We start from the raw sequence: 17,357 nt of genomic DNA on the forward strand, positions 1-17,357 counted from the left end.
TCAGACGGCCGCCTTGGTGAACTTGTCGTAGCCCTCGGCCTCGAGCAGCTCCGCGAGCTCGCGGCCGCCGGTCTCGGCGAGCTTGCCCGCGACGAAGACGTGCACGTAGTCGGGCTGGATGTAGTTCAGGATGCGCGTGTAGTGCGTGATCAGCAGCACGCCACGATCGCCCTGGCCCGAGTAGCGGTTGACGCCGTCGGAGACGACGCGCAGGGCGTCGATGTCCAGACCGGAGTCCGTCTCGTCGAGGACCGCGAACTTCGGGTTGAGCAGCTCGAGCTGGGCGATCTCGTGGCGCTTCTTCTCGCCGCCGGAGAAGCCCTCGTTGACCGAGCGGGAGGCGAACGACGGGTCGAGCGTCATCCGCTCGAGCGCGGCGTTGACGTCCTTGACCCACGTGCGCAGCTTGGGCGCCTCACCGTCGATGGCGGTCTTCGCGGTGCGCAGGAAGTTCGCGACCGAGACGCCGGGGATCTCGACGGGGTACTGCATCGCCAGGAACAGGCCGGCGCGGGCACGCTCGTCGACGCTCAGCTCCAGGATGTTCTCGCCGTCGAGCAGCACCTCACCCTCGGTGACCTGGTACTTGGGGTGGCCGGCGATCGAGTAGGCCAGCGTGGACTTGCCCGAGCCGTTCGGGCCCATGATGGCGTGGACCTCGCCGGAGTTGATGGTCAGGTCGACGCCGCGGAGGATCTCCTTCGCGCCGTCCTCGGTGTCGACGGACACGTGGAGGTTCTTGATCTCCAGAGTGCTCATGCGTTCTCTCCTTGGTTGGGGAGGTCGACCCAGACGGTCTCTCCCTCGATCTTGGTCTGGTAGACGGGGACCGGTTCGGTGGCCGGCAGGCCCAGCGGCTTGCCGGTGCGCAGGTCGAAGCGCGACCCGTGCAGGAAGCACTCGATCTCGCAGCCCTCGACGTCGCCGTCGGACAGCGGGATCTCGGCGTGCGAGCACCAGTCCTGGATGCAGTAGACGGTGTCACCGTCACGCACCAGGGCCAGGTCGTGGCCCTCGAACTCGATGCCGAGCGCCGCGCCCTCGGGGACGTCGGCGAGCTTCGCGACCTCCTGGAAGGTCATGCCGACACCGCAGACGGGTTGCCGACCACGGCGGCCAGCTCGTCCTCGATGGCGGACATGAGGCGCTCCTGCAGGTCCGCGACACCGATCCGGCGGATGATGTCGTTGAAGAAGCCGTGCACGACGAGGCGCTTGGCCTCGGTGGGGTCGATGCCGCGGCTCTGCAGGTAGAACAGGTGCTCGTCGTCGAATCGACCGGTCGTGGACGCGTGGCCCGCGCCGGCGATGTCGCCGGTCTCGATCTCCAGGTTCGGCACCGAGTCGGCGCGCGCGCCGTCGGTGAGGACGAGGTTGTCGTTCTGCTCGAACGTCTCGATGCCCTCGGCGACCTTGCGGATCAACACGTTGCCGATCCAGACGGTGTGCGCGTCCTGGCCCTGCAGCGCGCCCTTGTACTCGACGTTGCTGCGGGTCTTCGGGGCCGTGTGGTCGACGAACTGGCGGTGCTCGAGGTGCTGGCCCGCGTCGGCGAAGTAGATGCCGAGCAGGTCGACGCTGCCGCCGGATCCGCGGTAGTCGACGTTGGTCGACGAGCGGACGAGGTCGCCACCGAGCGTGAACTCGAAGAAGCGCACCGTGGCGTCGCGACCGACGCTGATGCCGTTCTGCACGGCGTGGACGGCGTCGTCCTCCCAGTCGGCCAGGTTGACGACGTCGAGCTGGGCACCGTCGCCCACCACGTAGGTGACGTTCGTGGCATAGGTGGCCGAGCCGACGTGGTCGAACGCGATCGTGGCCTTCGAGAACGGCGCGACCTTGACCACGATGTGACCCCACACGGTCTCGTCGACCGAGGGGCCGGTGAGCCGGATGCGCGCCGGGGCGTCGAGCTCGCCGTCGATCGACAGCAGCGTGGCACCGCCGGCGTTCTGCACGGCCAGCGCGGCGAGGCGGTCGAGCGGCGCGATGCCGCCGAGGGCCTTGGCCTCGTCGGTGGTGATCGTGGAGAGCGAGGCGCCCGCGGGCAGCTCGTCCTTCCACTCCAGGCAGGCGTCGGACGGTGTGCCGTCGAGCAGGCCACGCAGGCGCTTGAGCGGCGTGAAGCGCCAGATCTCCTCCAGGCCCGTGGGCTTGGGGTGGGCCTCGACGTCGTACGACGGCTCGGGGTGCAGGTGGGACTGGACGTGGTCCAGCTCCAGCGCCGCGGCCAGGCCGTTGTCGGTTCCCTCGATGGTTGCGGTCATCCGACAGCACCCTCCATCTGCAGCTCGATGAGTCGGTTCAGTTCCAGCGCGTACTCCATGGGCAGCTCGCGAGCGATGGGCTCGACGAAGCCGCGCACGATCATCGCCATGGCCTCGTCCTCCTCCATGCCGCGCTGCATGAAGTAGAAGAGCTGGTCGTCGCTGACCTTGGAGACGGTGGCCTCGTGGCCGAGGGTCACGTCGTCCTCGCGCACGTCGACGTACGGGTACGTGTCCGAGCGGCTGATCTGGTCGACCAGGAGCGCGTCGCACTTGACCGTGCTGGCCGAGCCGTAGGCGCCCTCGTTGACCTGGAGCAGGCCGCGGTAGGACGTGCGGCCGCCGCCTCGGGCGACGGACTTGCTCAGGATCGAGCTGGACGTGTTCGGCGCGACGTGCACCATCTTGGCGCCGGTGTCCTGGTACTGGCCCTCGCCGGCGAACGCGATCGACAGCGTCTCGCCCTTGGCCTGCTCACCCATGAGGTAGACGGCCGGGTACTTCATCGTGACCTTGGAGCCGATGTTGCCGTCGACCCACTCCATGGTGGCGCCGGCCTCGCACGTGGCGCGCTTGGTCACCAGGTTGTAGACGTTGTTCGACCAGTTCTGGATCGTCGTGTAGCGGACGCGAGCGCCCTTCTTCACGATGATCTCGACGACCGCGGAGTGCAGCGAGTCGGTCTTGTAGATCGGGGCGGTGCAGCCCTCGACGTAGTGGACGTAGGAGTCCTCGTCGGCGATGATCAGCGTCCGCTCGAACTGACCCATGTTCTCGGTGTTGATGCGGAAGTACGCCTGCAGCGGGATGTCCACGTGGACGCCCTTGGGCACGTAGATGAACGAGCCGCCCGACCACACGGCCGTGTTCAGTGCGGCGAACTTGTTGTCGCCGACCGGGATGACCGTGCCGAAGTACTCCTCGAAGATCTCGGGGTGCTCCTTGAGCGCCGTGTCGGTGTCGAGGAAGATGACGCCCTGCTGCTCGAGGTCCTCACGGATCGAGTGGTAGACGACCTCGGACTCGTACTGCGCGGCGACACCGGCGACGAGGCGCTGCTTCTCGGCCTCGGGGATGCCCAGCCGGTCGTACGTGTTCTTGATGTCCTCGGGCAGGTCCTCCCACGACTGGGCCTGCTTCTCCGACGAGCGGACGAAGTACTTGATGTTGTCGAAGTCGATCTCGTCGAGGTCGGCGCCCCACGTCGGCATCGGCTTGCGATCGAAGAGCTTGAGGCCCTTCAGGCGCAGGTCGAGCATCCACTGGGGCTCGCTCTTCTTGCCCGAGATGTCGCGGACGACGGCATCGTTCAGGCCGCGCTGGGCGCTGGCGCCGGCGACGTCGGCGTCGTGCCAGCCGAACTCGTAGTTGCCGACCTCCTTCAGTCCCGGGTTCAGGTCCTCGATCGAGGTCGTGTCGTTCGTGGTCGTCATGACGACTCCCCTTCAGTTGGAGACACAGCGTTGGTGGTGGTCTGGGTGGCGCGGGGCAGGTGAGTGGTGCACACCCCGTCGCCGTGGGCAATGGTGGCGAGACGCTGGACGTGCGATCCCAGCAGCTCGCCGAAGATCTCGGTCTCGGCCTCGCACAGCTGCGGGAACTCCTCGGCGACGTGGGCCACCGGGCAGTGGTGCTGACAGATCTGCTCGCCGAGCGGGGTGGTGCTGGCGGAGGCGGCGAAGCCGTCGTCGGTGAGCGCCCGGGCGAGCACCGCGGCCTGGTCCTCGACCGGGACCCCGTGCAGCAGTCGCTCGTAGCGCTGGCGGAAATCGGCGAGTCGGTGTCGCGCGAACTCCATGACGGCCGTGTCGCCACCCGTGGCGCGCAGGAAGCGCAGCGCCTCGGCGGCCAGGTCGTCGTAGGAGTGGGCGAAGGTGTCGCGACCGGCGGCGGTCAGCCCGAACACGCGGGCCGGACGGCCACGGCGGCGCTGGCCCCGGACCCGCTCCTCGCGCGACTCGACGAGACCCTGCTCGACGAGGTGCTCGAGGTGGCGGCGGACGGCCGCGGGAGTGAGTCCGAGCCGCGTCGCGAGGGTCGTGGCGGTGCTGGGACCGTTCTCCAGGATGCTCTCGGCGACGCGCTCGCGCGTGGAGAGGTCGTCGACGGACGACACCTCATGATTCACGCGCATGCTTTTCACAACACCATTGTGACGTTAATGATTCCCCCCGTTCAACGAAGGCTCGCCTCAGTGAGCCGCGCCTCACCACGCCGTTTGGCCATAAGGTCGGCCCATGGGGGCATCCGCAGCGGAGGTCGAGGCCGGAGGGCGCACCGTGCGCGTCTCCAGTCCCGACCGCGTGATCTTCGAGAAGACCGACCACACGCCGGACATCACGAAGCTCGAGGTGGTCGAGTTCTACGTCGCCGTCGGCGACGGGCTGATGCGCGCGCTGCGCGAGCGGCCGACCACCCTGGAGCGCTGGCCCAAGGGCGTGCGCGAGGACATGGTGATGGCCACGCGCGCCGACGGGCACGGCGACGCGTTCTACCAGAAGCGCGTGCCCAAGGGCGCTCCCCCATACCTGGAGACCGTGCGCATCCACTTCCCCTCGGGGCGTCGCGCCGACGAGATCTGCCCCACCGAGATCGCCGTGCCCGCCTGGGCTGCCCACATGGGGACGATCACGTTCCACCCCTGGCCCGTGCGCCGTGCCGACGTGGACCATCCCGACGAGATCCGCATCGACCTGGACCCGCAGCCCGGCACCGACTTCCACGACGCGCAGCGCGTCGCCCGGGTTGCCAAGGAGCTGCTCGAGGAGATCGGCATCCGCGGCTTCGCCAAGACCAGCGGCAACCGCGGGGTCCACATCTTCGCGCGCATCGAGCCGAAGTGGACGTTCACGGACGTGCGCCATGCCGCGCTGGCGTTCGGACGCGAGCTGGAGCGCCGCGACGACGGCGTCACCACGGCCTGGTGGAAGGAGGAGCGCGGCGAGAAGATCTTCGTCGACTTCAACCAGAACGCCCGCGACCGCACGATCGCCAGCGCGTACAGCCTGCGACCGAAGCCCGGCGCGCCCGTGTCCACTCCCCTGACCTGGGACGAGCTGTTCGACGTCGACGACCCGCGCACGCTCAACCTCACGACCGTGCCCGGCCTGCTCGAGCAACGTACGGACCCGTGGAGCGAGATCGACGACGTCCACCACTCCATCCAGACGCTGCTCGACTGGTACGACCGCGACGAGGAGAACGGCCTCGGCGAGATGCCGTACCCCCCGGACTACCCGAAGATGCCCGGCGAGCCCCGCCGCGTGCAGCCCTCGCGCAAGAGGACCGACTGAGCACGCGGAACGGGGGCCGACCGCCGCGCGGCCGACCCCCGTTCCTGCGTCACCTCAGCGGCGGACGGTGAGCCTCACCGCCTTCTTCGCGGACTTCACGTGCGCGTTGCCCAGGTAGGACACCGTCACGCGCTTCGTGCCGCTGCTCAGCCGCGGCAGCTTGACCGAGCCGCGGCCCTTCGCGTCGATCGTGACCACGTAGGAGCGCGATCCGACCTTGACGAGCGCCTTGCCGCGGACGTGGGCGCCCGGGGCCTTGACCGTGACCGTGACCCGCGCGCGCGTGCCAGTCGTGACCTTGCGCGGCGTGATCTTCACGCCGACCTTCGAGGACGCCTTCGTGACGCGCAGGACCACGGGGCTCGACGAGCTCGCGCCGACGTCCTGGGTGCCCCGGTAGGTCGCCGTGACGACCCGGGCACCGCTCGTGGCGAACGGTCCGAGAGGCGCCGTGGCGCGGCCGTTGCGGTCGAGCGAGACCGTCCGGTGCCGGACGCCGTCGACGAAGACGTCCACGACGCCCTTGCCGGCCGTCACGTCGCCGTCACGGTCGACCTTCACCGCGATGCTCGACGTCGCCCGCTTGCCCGCCGTGATGCTCTTCGGCGAGACCGTCAGGGCCACCGCGGCGCTCGGGACACCCGGCGCGGCCACGACCTTGAGCGCGACCGGCAGCGATGTGCTGCCCGCCAGCTCGGCACTGCCGCCGTAGCGCGCTGTCACCAGCTGGCTGCCGACCGCGCTGAGCGCGGGGAGGGCGACCTGCGCCCGCCCGCTGCCGTCGAGCTCGGCCGAGCCGACCGGCTCGTCGCCGACGTAGACCGTGACGACGCCCTCGGGATCCGGCTGGGCGCCGGCGCCCGTGGCCGCCACCTCGATGGCGGCGGTGACGCCGGTCTGGCCGGCGCGGATCTCGTCGCGATCGAGCGTCAGGGTCGTGGAGGACGCCGGGAGCGGCTCCTCGTACCCGACCTCGGCCACCCACGTGCGGTAGTTGCCCTCACGGCCCGGGACGAAGCCACGCTCCACGTTGCCGCGGGCGTCCACCGTGATCCAGCGGACCTCGGTGCCCTCGGCCACGCGGAGGCGCTCGCCGCCCTCGCGCAGACCCGCTGCGGCGTACATCGTCGACCGCAGGTTCGGGACCGTGCCGTCGGTCGTGTAGAACACGCTCGCCGGCTCGCTCGTGGCGAACTCCACGTTGACCTGGCCCTCTGTCGCGCTGGACGTGACCTTGACCTCGCTGGTGGGCGCGACCGTGTCGGTGTCGTGGTCGCGAGCGATCCGCAGCATCTCGACGAGGCCGTTGGAGAACTCCATCGCCTCCTGGTGGGCGCCGGCGCCCGTGGGCGTCTCGGCCTCGAACGGCGGCTGGAAGGTCGAGCCGACCTCGAAGTCCCAGGCGTAGATGCCGTACTTGTACCAGAGCATGTCGCCGGAGTTGCCGGCCGCCGAGTACAGGGTGTCCACGACGCGACCGGTGCGCGCCGGGGTCACCGACAGGCCGCGGTGCCGCTTGATCGCGGTGAGGATGCGCGACGAGGCGCCCTGGAACAGCGACTCCTCCTCGAGCGTGGGCTCGGGCGCGGTGATGCGTCCGGGCGTCCGGTAGGCGGCGGGCGACCACATGAAGTAGTTGCCCGAGCTGTGCACGTTCATCGACCACTTCATGTTCGGGTGCGCGGCGACCCAGTCGACGTTCTTGGCCTCGGGCTCGCTCAGCTCGGACGGACCCGCGTAGGTGTCGCCGTTGCAGTTGTTGGAGGCGCCCGAGTAGCCGTCGAAGAAGCTGTACTCGTCGTAGTTGCGGTTGACGTCGACGCCCCACTGGTTGCGCGCGTTCGCGTCGGTGTTGCCGCCCGCCGTCGTCCCGCAGTGCATCGTCATGTTCCGGCGCTGCGAGTTGAAGTCGTAGAACGAGTAGTGACCGCCGTCGGGGTTGACCGACGGGAGCACCCAGATCTCCAGGTTGTCGACGAGGTCACGCGTGGCCGCGTGCGAGTCGTAGTTGCGCAGCAGGCGCTCGGCCGTCTCGATCGTGACCAGCGGCGGCACCCACTCACGGGCGTGCTCCTGCGCGTAGAAGAAGACGCCCGGCTTGGACCCGTCGCGGACCTTGCCGATCTTGATCGCGTAGACCGCGTGCGGGTCGCGCGAGACGTTGGCCGGCGCGTTCAGGAAGTCCGAGAGCGCCACGGTCGCCGCGGGGACGACCCCGGCTCCCGCGTTCCCGCGGTAGGTCGCGGCCGACACCAGCGTGCTGGCCTCGGGGTGCGCGTTGATCGCCGCGGCGATCTGGGCCGCCGTGCTGGTGGCCGCACCGGAGCCGTCCGTCGCGGACGTCACCACGACGAGCGAGCCGTCGACCGCGACGGTCAGGGCCTGGTCGGCCGCCGTCGGGTGGTCGACCCGGACCGAGAGGGCGTTGCCGCCGTCCGAGCCGTAGGCCTTCGAGGTGATCGCGAGGCGGCGCGGGTTGTCGGCCGTCGCGGTGCCGGCGGGGATGACGGCCTGCGAGTGACGGCGGTAGCCGTTCGTCTTGTTCGGCAGCTCGACGATCTCGGCGAGGTCCGGGTGGTCGGTCGCCAGCTGGCGGATGCGGTCGTACAGCTGCGTCGGGTCGAGGTAGGACGTGATGAAGTCCTCTTGGTAGCCCGCGCCCTTGAACGGGTCGGCCTCGTCGCCGGTGGGCAGCCAGTCGGTGACCTTCGCGATCGCGACGTCTCCCGTCGGGCTGGTGATCCGGATGCGGTCGGGACGGCTGGTCAGCGCGGCGGCGCCCGTCGTGGGGCTGGCGCCGCGGTGGTAGAGGTAGACGCTCGCGTCGACGAAGCGCGAGATCGTCTGGGTGCCGCCGCTGCCGAACGCGGTGCCGGGACCGCTGTCGCGCTCCACGGTGAGCGTGGTGGTCGCGGTCTGGCCCTCGGCCCACTTGGCCTCCACCGAGAGGATCGGCACGCCGAACGACGTGAAGTACTCGGCGCGGGTGATCTTGACGTCCGACACGTCGGGGTGCGTCGCCTCGTCCGCGAACTCGGCGTTCTCGGCCTTCGCGGCGCGGATCGTCGCGGCGCGCTGCTCGAGCGCGTCCTCGGTGTCCTCGGCCGTGTAGAGGGTCTCGCCCGTCTCGAAGCCGGCCTGGCGCAGGGCCTTGGCCTCCGTGGGCGTGATGATCGCGCGCACCTCGAGGCCGTCGGGCCGCTGCTCCACGCCGTGGTCGAGGTCGACCCCGGTCGCCACGAGACGATCGAGCTCCTTCGTCCCCGGGACGGTGATCTCGACGACGTCGGGGACCTCGTCGGGCAGGCGCTCGAGGACCACGTCGGTGGGCGTCGAGGAGGACGAGGCGAGGGCGCTGGGCACGGCGGACACGGCGAGCAGACCGGGTGCCGCCAACGCGAGCGTCACGACCACCGCCTTCCTCCGCATCGAGAGGGATGAGGGCATGTGGCTTGTTCCTGTTCGTGTAGGACGTGTCAGGCGTCACACTAGGCCCAGCGAACAGCGCTGCACCAGCATCAGTTTTTCTTGCGGCTCCGGGCCGTGTCGCGCTTCGGGGCGGAAAGTGGGACAGAGCAACTGAGGGTTACGTCATGTTTTCCCACGAACCCCGTTCCACTGTCACGGGCCGTCCCGTCGGGCTCCCTCCGGCGGGGCGGTTCGCTACGCTCGGCGCGTGAATCAGCAGCAGCCGCCCGCGGGCTGGTACGACGATCCCGCCGGCAGCGGCGGACGTCGCTACTGGAACGGCTCGGCCTGGACCGAGCAGGTGCAGGGGGTCCCCACGCCCAGCAGCACCGATCGGCGCGAGCGCGTCCCGGAGGGGTGGATGCTGCTCAACGGGCAGCGCGTGCCGCTCGGGCAGACCCAGCCGGTTGCCCAGCGGCGACCCTCCGGCATCGGCGGCAACGCCGTCGCCGCGCTCGTCGTCCTGACCGTCGCCGTGCTCGCGCTCGTCACCGCGGGCCTCCTGGCCTCCGTCGACACCGACCCCACGCCGGTCGAGCAGCCGACCTTCGAGGTCGAGGAGCTCGATGACTACCAGGACTTCGAGGACCTCGAGCCCTGGTGAGTCACTGCAGCACGTCGCCGAGGTCGTAGCGGGCGACCTCCTCGAGCTGGGCGTACGTGCACGACTCGGGCTCGCGGTCCGGGCGCCAGCGCTGGAACCGGCCCATGTGGCGGAACCGGGCCTGGTCGCCCTCGCCCTCCATGTGCTCGTACGCGACCTCGAGCACTCGCTCGGGGCGCAGCGGCACGAACGACAGGTCCTTGGTGCCGGTCCAGCGGCTCTGCCCGCCGGGCAGTCGGCCCGAGGCCTGCGCCGCCTCGTCCTGCCAACGGTCCCACGGGTGGCTCTCCCCCTCCGCCAGCCGCAGCGGCTCGAGCTCGTCGACGAGCTCGGCCCGACGCGCCTCGGTGAACGACGCCGCCACGCCCACGTGCTGGAGCCGGCCGTCGTCGGCGTAGATCCCGAGCAGCATCGACCCGAGCAGCGGGCGCTCGGCCGTGGAGTTCTTGTGCAGCCGGTAGCCGGCCAGGACGACGTCGGCGGTGCGCGCGTGCTTGATCTTCAGCATCGTGCGGCCGTTCGGCGCATAGGCGCCCTCCAGCCGCTTCGCGATGACCCCGTCGAGCCCCGCGCCCTCGAACGTGGTGAACCAGTGCTCGGCCTCGTCGGGGTCCTCCGTGACCCGCGTGACGTGCACCGGCGGCTGCGCGGGCGCCAAGGCCTCCACGAGCGCCGGCCGACGGACCGAGAGCGGCTCGTCGACGTACGAGCGGTCGCCCAGCGCCAGGAGGTCGAACGCCACGAACGACGCAGGCGTCTCGCGGGCCAGCATCGTCACCCGTGAATCGGCGGGGTGGATGCGGTTCGACAGCAGGTCGAAGCTCAGCCGGCCATCCTGGGCGATGACGATCTCGCCGTCGAGCACGCACCGGTCGGGCGTGTGCGCGCGGATCGCCTCGACCACGTCGGGGAAGTACCGCGTCAGCGACTTCGTCGACCGGCTGGCGATCTCGACCTCGTCGCCGTCGCGGAACACGATGGCCCGGAACCCGTCCCACTTCGGCTCGTAGAGGTGGCCGTCGTCGTGCGGCACCTTCTTCGCGGACTTGGCGAGCATCGGCGCCAGCGGCGGCATCACGGGCAGGTCCATGGCCTCAACCTGCCACACCTAGAATGTTCTGGTGCCCTCGACGACGATGACTCCCGCCGTGGAGGTTCGCGACCTCGCCATGCGGTACGGGCGCGGCGACGCCGAGGTGCGCGCCGTCGACGGCCTGAGCCTGAGGGTCGAGACGGGCACCGTCACCTCGATCTTGGGACCCAACGGTGCGGGCAAGACCACCACCATCGAGACGTGCGAGGGCTTCCGCCGTCCGCAGTCCGGGCAGGTGCGCGTCCTGGGCCTCGATCCCGTCGCGCAGGCGGCCGAGCTGCGCCCTCGCGTGGGCGTCATGCTGCAGTCCGGCGGGGCCTGGCTGGGCGTCCGAGCCGGCGAGATGCTGCACCACATGGCGTCGCTCTACGCGAACCCGATGCCGGTCGACGCCCTCGTGGAGCGCCTCGGGATGGCGTCGTTCGCCCGCACGTCCTACCGGCGTCTGTCGGGCGGCCAGAAGCAGCGGCTCTCGCTCGCCATGGCGATCGTCGGCCGGCCCGAGCTGGTCTTCCTCGACGAGCCCACCGCCGGTCTCGACCCGCAGTCGCGCCGCGCCACGTGGGACCTCGTCGACGAGCTGCGTCGCCACGGCGTGACCACCGTGCTCACGACGCACTACATGGACGAGGCGCAGGAGCTCTCCGACCACGTCCACATCATCGACGCCGGCCGGGTGATCGCCTCGGGCACGCCCGACGAGCTCGTCGCCGCCGGCGCCCAGAACACGATCCGGCTGCGCACCCGCGCGGGCCTCGACACCGACTCGCTCGTCAAGGAGCTGCCCGAGGGCGCCGTCGTCGTCGAGACCGAGCCCGGCCAGTACGTCCTCTCGACCGAGGTCGACCCGGGCGTCCTGCACCGCATCACCGGGTGGTGCGCGGCGCACGACGTGCTGGTCGAGTCCGTCCTCGTCGAGCACCAGACCCTCGAGGACCGGTTCCTCGAGCTGACCGGCCGGGAGCTGCGATGACCGCCCTCGACCTCTCCCCCGCGCCCGGCGCCGCGTCGCGCCTGCGCCGCGTGTGGGCCCAGACCGCGATGGAGTTCCGGCTGACGGTGCGCAACGGAGAGCAGATGGTGGTCACGTTCGTGATCCCGGTCCTGCTGCTCGTGGTGGGCTCGCGCTCCGACCGCTTCTTCGACGGCGACGATCCGCTCGACGTGCTCGCGCCGGGCGTGCTTGCTCTGGCGATCGTCTCGACCTCGTTCACTTCCCTGGCGATCGCGACGGCGTTCGAGCGCCGCTACGGCGTGCTCAAGCGCCTCGGCGCCACTCCCCTGTCGCGCGGCGGACTGCTCGCGGGCAAGGTCGGCGCCGTGGCGATCCTGCAGGTCGCCCAGTTCGCCGTGCTCGGCGGCCTCGCGGTCGCGCTCGGCTGGCGGCCCGAGGCACCCGTCGCGGGCACGCTGTGGCTGCTCGTGCTGGGTCTGCTCGGCACGATCGCGTTCGGCGGGCTGGGTCTGCTGCTGGCCGGCACGCTACGGGCAGAGGCCACGCTCGCGCTGGCCAACCTCGTCTACGTCCTGCTGCTCGTCGGCGGCGGCCTCCTGCTGCCGCTGGCCCAGTACCCCGAGGCCGTCCGCGACCTCCTCTCCGTGCTGCCCTCGGCGGCGCTCGGCGAAAGTCTGCGGGAGGCCTTCATGACCGGATCGCCCGGTACGTTCGCTGTGGTGGTGCTCGCCGTGTGGTCCGTCGTGGCCGCGGCCGCCGCCGGAAGGTGGTTCCGATGGGAGTGAGCGCTGTCTCGCGGCGCACCGTGTCGCGCGCGACGGTCGAGAAGTGGGCCTGGGCCAACCTCGTCGCCAACACGCTGATCATCCTCACGGGCGGTGCCGTCCGCCTCACCGGCTCCGGCCTGGGCTGCCCCACGTGGCCGCGGTGCACCGACGAGTCCTTCGTCCCGCACGGCGCGCTCGGCTGGCACGGCGTCATCGAGTTCGGCAACCGCACGCTGACCTACGTGCTGATCGTCATCGCGATCGGCACCGTGATCGCCACGTGGCGCTGGGCCGACGCGACGCGGACGCAGCTGCGCCTCGTGCTCGGCATCGCCCTCGGCATCCCGTTCCAGGGCGTCATCGGTGGCATCACCGTGCTCACCGACCTCAACCCGTGGGTCGTCTCGCTGCACCTGATCCTGTCCATGGCGCTGGTCGTGGCGGCCACGGTCTTCCTGGTGAGCCTGCGTCCCGACGAGGGCACCGCCTCGCCGCGCGCCGCCTGGGTCGTGCGGATCGCCTACGGGGTGCTGCTCGTGGCGATCTACCTCGGCACGATCGTCACGGGAAGCGGCCCGCACGCCGGCGACGCCGATGCACCGCGCAACGACCTCGACCCCGTGTGGTGGAGCCGCGTGCACGCGCTGAGCGTGTGGACGTTCATCATCCTCACGGTCGTCGCGATCGTGCTGCTGCGTGGCCAGGCGCGCAAGGTCGGCCTGCTCGTGCTCGGGGCCGGACTCGCGCAGGGCCTGATCGGCTACGTGCAGTACTTCACTGATCTGCCGATCCTGCTCGTGGCGGCCCACCTCGTGGGTGCGGCCGTGCTGCTGGCGCTGGCCACGCGCTGGTGGATCGTGGCACGTCCCGTCGCATCGTGAGGGTGCCCTCGGCGTCCGGCGGAGCACCCGTCAGCGCGAACCCGCAGCCCTCGTAGAACGCGATCGCGGCGGCGTTGTCCGCCATGACCCGCAGCCGCAGTGGCCGTCCTCCGGCCTCGGCGACGACCGTCTCGACGAGCGCTCGCCCGACCCCGCCGCGGCGCGCCTCGGGCGCCACCCACATCGAGATCAGCTCGGGCTCGTCGCCGGGCGCCAGCCCGATCATGGCGACGTCGTGGTCCTTCTCGGCGGCCAGGTAGAGGCGGCCCGGCGCGGCGATCCGCTCACGCCACCGCTGCTCGGTGTCGCCGCCCTCGAGCCAGGCATGGGCGCTGCAGGCGAAGGCCGCAGCGTCCTCGGTGAGGGCACGCAGGCGAACGGCACGCCACCGCTCCCAGTCGTCGGGCTCGACGACCTCGATCCGGGCGCTCACGGCGCGGGGCGACGGCCCTCACGCCGCTGGCGAGCGGCGGCCGTGACCGTGACGACGACGACCGCGCCCACGATCGTCCCGAAGACCACCATGATCCAGCCGACGGCGAACATGCCGCTGTCGTCGTCGGACCAGCTGGTCCAGCACGCGGCGGCCACACCGACGACCGCGGAGACGATCACGCCCAGCAGCTCGGTGCGACGGGCCAGCCAGCCGCAGGCGACGCCGATGGCGACCAGGACGACGACGAGACCCGCGACCTGCAGCACCGTGTACTGGTCGTCCTCGTCCGTCCCGAGGAAGACCCACCACGCGGCGAACGTGGCGGCGGCGGGAAGGATCCAGGCGAGGAAGGCGCGCATGTGCCGAGCCTACGGCGCGTGGGTCGCTCAGCCGATGAACGGATCGATCGCGGCGGCGACGAACAGCAGCGCCAGGTACGCGTTCGAGAAGTGGAACAGCCGCATCGGCTTGATGACCGAGAGCTCCTCGGTCTCGCGGGCACGGGAGCGCAGGTCGTACGCCTCCAGCAGGAAGACGATGCCCAGCAGGATCGCGATCGACGGGTAGAACCAGCCCGTGTCGGCGACCGGCCACACGAGCACCGAGGTCAGCACGGTGGCCCACGTGTAGCGGACGATCTGGCGACCGACCTCGGCCGAGGTGGTCACCGACGGCAGCATCGGGACCTCGGCGGCGGCGTAGTCCTCGCGGTAGCGCATGGCGAGCGCCCAGAAGTGCGGCGGCGTCCAGAAGAAGACGACGAGGAACAGCAGGACCGGGGTCCACGCCAGCTCGTTGGTGACCGCGGTCCAGCCGATGAGCGGCGGGAAGCAGCCGGCGGCGCCGCCCCACACGATGTTCTGCGTGGTGCGTCGCTTGAGGATCATCGTGTAGCCCACGACGTAGAAGACGTTGGCGGCCAGCGCGAGCGCCGACGACAGCCAGTTGACCGTGAGGCCGAGCCAGAGCGTCGACAGCACGCCCAGGACGAGGCCGAATCGCAGCGCGTCCTGGGTGCCGACCTGGTGGCGCGGCAGCGGCCGGCGCGACGTGCGGCGCATCTTCTGGTCGATGTCGGCGTCGACCACGCAGTTCAGCGCGTTGGCCGATCCGGCCGACAGGGAGCCGCCGATCAGGGTGGCCACGACGAGCCACAGGTCGGGGACGCCCTTCTGCGCCAGGAACATCACCGGAACCGTCGTCAGCAGGAGCAGTTCGATGATGCGAGGCTTGGTGAGAGCCACGTAGGCGAGCACCACATCACGGCGGCTGGGCCGATCGATACGGGTGTGCTCGTCGGAGGCATGCGGGAGGACGGTCACGTGGCACAGTCTAATGCCCGACGGATAGGCTCGAGACGCAGACCTCGCTCGACCAACCTCGTGACGACCCAGGAGTGCCGCGGTGACCCACACCCCCCATGCCACTGAACCGACGATCGACTGGTCGGACGTGGACGACCGCGCCGTGAACACGGCGCGACTGCTGGCGGCGGACGCCGTCCAGAAGGCCGGTCACGGCCACCCCGGCACCGCGATGAGCCTGGCGCCCGCGGCCTACCTGATCTACCAGAAGCTGATGCGGCACGACCCCGCAGATCCGCAGTGGATCGGCCGCGACCGGTTCGTGCTCTCGTGCGGCCACTCGAGCCTCACCCAGTACATCCAGCTCTACCTCGCCGGCTACCCGATGTCGCTCGACGACCTGAAGGCGCTGCGCACGTGGGGCAGCCAGACCCCGGGTCACCCCGAGTACGGCCACACGCCGGGCGTCGAGGTCACCACCGGTCCCCTCGGCCAGGGCGTCGCCAACGCCGTCGGCATGGCCATGGCGGCACGCCGCGAGCGCGGCCTCCTCGACCCGTTCGCGGGCCAGGGCGAGAGCCCGTTCGACCACGACATCTACGCGATCTGCTCCGACGGCGACCTCCAGGAGGGCGTGTCGGGCGAGGCCTCCTCGCTCGCCGGCCTGCAGCAGCTGGGCAACCTCACGGTGCTGTACGACGACAACAAGATCTCGATCGAGGACGACACCGACGTCGCGTTCACCGAGGACGTCGCGCTGCGCTACGAGGCCTACGGCTGGCACGTGCAGACGGTCGACTGGACCCACGGCGGCGGCGAGTACCGCGAGGACGTCCACGCCCTCGCCGACGCGTTCGCCGCGGCCAAGTCCGTCAGCGACCGCCCGAGCCTCATCGTGCTGCGCACGATCATCGCCTGGCCCGCGCCGAACGCGCAGAACACGGGCGCAGCCCACGGCTCGGCCCTGGGCGCCGACGAGATCAAGGCCACCAAGGAGCTGCTCGGCTTCGACCCCGAGGTCGACTTCGCCGTCGACGACGCGGTCATCGAGCACACCCGCGGCGCGATCCAGCGCGGCGCCGAGGCCCGCGAGGAGTGGCAGACGCGCTTCGACCTGTGGGTCACCGCCAACGGCGAGCGCAAGGCCCTGCTCGACCGCCTCCAGTCGCGCGAGCTGCCCGAGGGCTGGGATGCCGACCTGCCGGTCTACGAGCCGAACGAGAAGGGCGTCGCCACCCGCGTCGCCTCGGGCGACTTCCTGTCCGCCGCGGCCCCGCACCTGCCCGAGCTGTGGGGCGGCTCGGCCGACCTCGCCGGCTCCAACAACACGACCCCGAAGGACCAGCCGTCCTTCCTGCCGCCGCAGAACTCGACGAAGAAGTTCAGCGGCGACTGGTACGGCCGCGTGCTGCACTTCGGCATCCGCGAGCACGCGATGGGATCGATCATGAACGGCATCGCGCTGCACGGACCCACGCGGCCGTACGGCGGCACGTTCCTGGTCTTCAGCGACTACATGCGCCCGGCAGTTCGCCTGGCCGCGCTGCAGGAGCTGCCCGTCACCTACGTGTGGACGCACGACTCGATCGGTCTCGGCGAGGACGGCCCCACGCACCAGCCGGTCGAGCACCTCGCCGCGCTGCGCACGATTCCCGGCCTCGACGTCGTCCGTCCCGCGGACGCCAACGAGACCGTGGCGGCGTGGAAGACGATCCTGCACCGCCACCACCGCCCGGCCGCCCTGGCGCTGAGCCGCCAGAACCTGCCGGTGTTCCCGCGCGACGGCGAGTACGCCCCGGCCTCCGACGTGGCCAAGGGCGCGTACGTCCTGCTGGACTCCCCCGCCGACCTGCACCACGCCACGCCGGACGTGATCATCGTCGCGACCGGCTCGGAGGTGCAGCTGGCCGTCGCCGCGCGCAGCACGCTGGCCGAGCAGGGCATCGGGGCGCGCGTCGTCTCCATGCCGTGCCGCGAGTGGTTCGAGGAGCAGGACCAGGAGTACCGCGACAGCGTCATCCCGCCGCACGTGCGGGCGCGTGTCGTGGTCGAGGCCGGCGTCGCGTTCGGCTGGCGCGACATCGTCGGCGACGCGGGGCGGATCGTCTCGCTCGAGCACTTCGGAGCCTCGGCGAACTACAGCGAGCTCTACGAGCGGTTCGGGATCACCGCGGCCACCACGGTGGCGGCCGCGCAGGAGTCCATCCAGGCCGCACAGCACGAGGGGGGCGTCCCGGTCTTCGCGCGACCGACCGGACCGGTGCTCCCCGACACGACCCACTGACACACC

At 70.7% G+C, this 17,357-nt stretch carries 16 protein-coding genes; 6 read left to right on the forward strand and 10 right to left on the reverse strand.

What is annotated here, in order from left to right; translation table 11 throughout:
* From sufC to BJ975_RS08185, 5 genes are read right to left on the reverse strand one after another with little or no spacing between them, the layout of a single operon-like run.
* Complete coding sequence (sufC, locus tag BJ975_RS08165) at positions 1-759, reverse strand: Fe-S cluster assembly ATPase SufC (RefSeq protein ID WP_179424740.1); 759 nt, start codon at positions 757-759, stop codon at positions 1-3.
* Positions 756-1,082: a Rieske (2Fe-2S) protein gene (locus BJ975_RS08170; protein ID WP_179424742.1), complete on the reverse strand. Its 327-nt coding sequence runs from the start codon at positions 1,080-1,082 to the stop codon at positions 756-758. Before BJ975_RS08170 ends, sufC begins: the two co-directional genes overlap by 4 nt.
* Positions 1,079-2,266: a Fe-S cluster assembly protein SufD gene (gene sufD / locus BJ975_RS08175; RefSeq protein ID WP_179424744.1), complete on the reverse strand. Its 1,188-nt coding sequence runs from the start codon at positions 2,264-2,266 to the stop codon at positions 1,079-1,081. Before sufD ends, BJ975_RS08170 begins: the two co-directional genes overlap by 4 nt.
* Positions 2,263-3,699: a Fe-S cluster assembly protein SufB gene (gene sufB / locus BJ975_RS08180; protein ID WP_179424746.1), complete on the reverse strand. Its 1,437-nt coding sequence runs from the start codon at positions 3,697-3,699 to the stop codon at positions 2,263-2,265. Before sufB ends, sufD begins: the two co-directional genes overlap by 4 nt.
* Entirely contained in the window at positions 3,696-4,400 is a 705-nt protein-coding gene (locus BJ975_RS08185) for a helix-turn-helix transcriptional regulator (RefSeq protein WP_179424748.1), read from the reverse strand. The genes sufB and BJ975_RS08185 overlap by 4 nt, the downstream gene beginning before the upstream one ends.
* Before the next feature lie 103 nt (positions 4,401-4,503).
* Here BJ975_RS08185 and BJ975_RS08190 point away from each other — a divergent pair, with 103 nt between their 5' ends.
* A complete protein-coding gene (locus tag BJ975_RS08190) occupies positions 4,504-5,559 on the forward strand; it encodes a DNA polymerase domain-containing protein (protein WP_179424750.1) in 1,056 nt (351 codons plus the stop codon).
* A 54-nt stretch (positions 5,560-5,613) separates the two neighbouring features.
* Here the strand turns inward: BJ975_RS08190 and BJ975_RS08195 are convergent, their stop codons facing one another.
* On the reverse strand, positions 5,614-9,006 hold the full coding sequence (locus BJ975_RS08195; RefSeq protein WP_179424752.1) for a M14 family zinc carboxypeptidase: 3,393 nt from the start codon (positions 9,004-9,006) through the stop codon (positions 5,614-5,616).
* Between the two features lie 229 nt (positions 9,007-9,235).
* On the opposite strand from BJ975_RS08195, the gene BJ975_RS16540 reads away from it, so the two are divergent.
* Positions 9,236-9,631 (forward strand): DUF2510 domain-containing protein, encoded by a 396-nt coding sequence (locus BJ975_RS16540; RefSeq protein WP_218845777.1) that lies wholly within the window; start codon positions 9,236-9,238, stop codon positions 9,629-9,631.
* A 1-nt stretch (position 9,632) separates the two neighbouring features.
* On the opposite strand, the gene BJ975_RS08205 is transcribed toward BJ975_RS16540, so the two are convergent.
* Complete coding sequence (locus BJ975_RS08205; RefSeq protein WP_179424754.1) at positions 9,633-10,721, reverse strand: ATP-dependent DNA ligase; 1,089 nt, start codon at positions 10,719-10,721, stop codon at positions 9,633-9,635.
* 31 nt (positions 10,722-10,752) lie between these two features.
* Between BJ975_RS08205 and BJ975_RS08210 the strand changes: the two genes are divergently transcribed.
* Genes BJ975_RS08210 through BJ975_RS08220 form a run of 3 tightly spaced genes read left to right on the forward strand, consistent with a single transcriptional unit; the run spans position 10,753 to position 13,327 of the window.
* On the forward strand, positions 10,753-11,697 hold the full coding sequence (locus BJ975_RS08210) for an ABC transporter ATP-binding protein (protein ID WP_269306697.1): 945 nt from the start codon (positions 10,753-10,755) through the stop codon (positions 11,695-11,697).
* Entirely contained in the window at positions 11,694-12,464 is a 771-nt protein-coding gene (locus tag BJ975_RS08215) for an ABC transporter permease (RefSeq protein WP_179424756.1), read from the forward strand. The genes BJ975_RS08210 and BJ975_RS08215 overlap by 4 nt, the downstream gene beginning before the upstream one ends.
* Positions 12,455-13,327, forward strand: coding sequence for a COX15/CtaA family protein (locus tag BJ975_RS08220; RefSeq protein ID WP_179424758.1), 873 nt, complete (start codon positions 12,455-12,457; stop codon positions 13,325-13,327). Before BJ975_RS08215 ends, BJ975_RS08220 begins: the two co-directional genes overlap by 10 nt.
* Here BJ975_RS08220 and BJ975_RS08225 read toward each other — a convergent pair.
* From BJ975_RS08225 to BJ975_RS08235, 3 genes are read right to left on the reverse strand one after another with little or no spacing between them, the layout of a single operon-like run.
* The gene (locus BJ975_RS08225) at positions 13,221-13,760 is read right to left on the reverse strand and encodes a GNAT family N-acetyltransferase (protein WP_179424760.1); all 540 of its coding nucleotides are present in this window, start codon (positions 13,758-13,760) and stop codon (positions 13,221-13,223) included. The genes BJ975_RS08220 and BJ975_RS08225 overlap by 107 nt on opposite strands.
* Positions 13,757-14,122 (reverse strand): hypothetical protein, encoded by a 366-nt coding sequence (locus tag BJ975_RS08230; RefSeq protein WP_179424762.1) that lies wholly within the window; start codon positions 14,120-14,122, stop codon positions 13,757-13,759. Before BJ975_RS08230 ends, BJ975_RS08225 begins: the two co-directional genes overlap by 4 nt.
* 27 nt (positions 14,123-14,149) lie before the next feature.
* Entirely contained in the window at positions 14,150-15,085 is a 936-nt protein-coding gene (locus tag BJ975_RS08235) for a heme o synthase (protein ID WP_179424764.1), read from the reverse strand.
* An 82-nt stretch (positions 15,086-15,167) separates the two neighbouring features.
* Between BJ975_RS08235 and tkt the strand changes: the two genes are divergently transcribed.
* Positions 15,168-17,351, forward strand: a complete 2,184-nt coding sequence (gene tkt, locus BJ975_RS08240) for a transketolase (RefSeq protein ID WP_179424766.1) — start codon at positions 15,168-15,170, stop codon at positions 17,349-17,351.
* Positions 17,352-17,357: the final 6 nt, after the last annotated feature.

This window comes from Aeromicrobium tamlense, assembly GCF_013408555.1.
GTDB classification, from domain to species: domain Bacteria; phylum Actinomycetota; class Actinomycetes; order Propionibacteriales; family Nocardioidaceae; genus Aeromicrobium; species Aeromicrobium tamlense.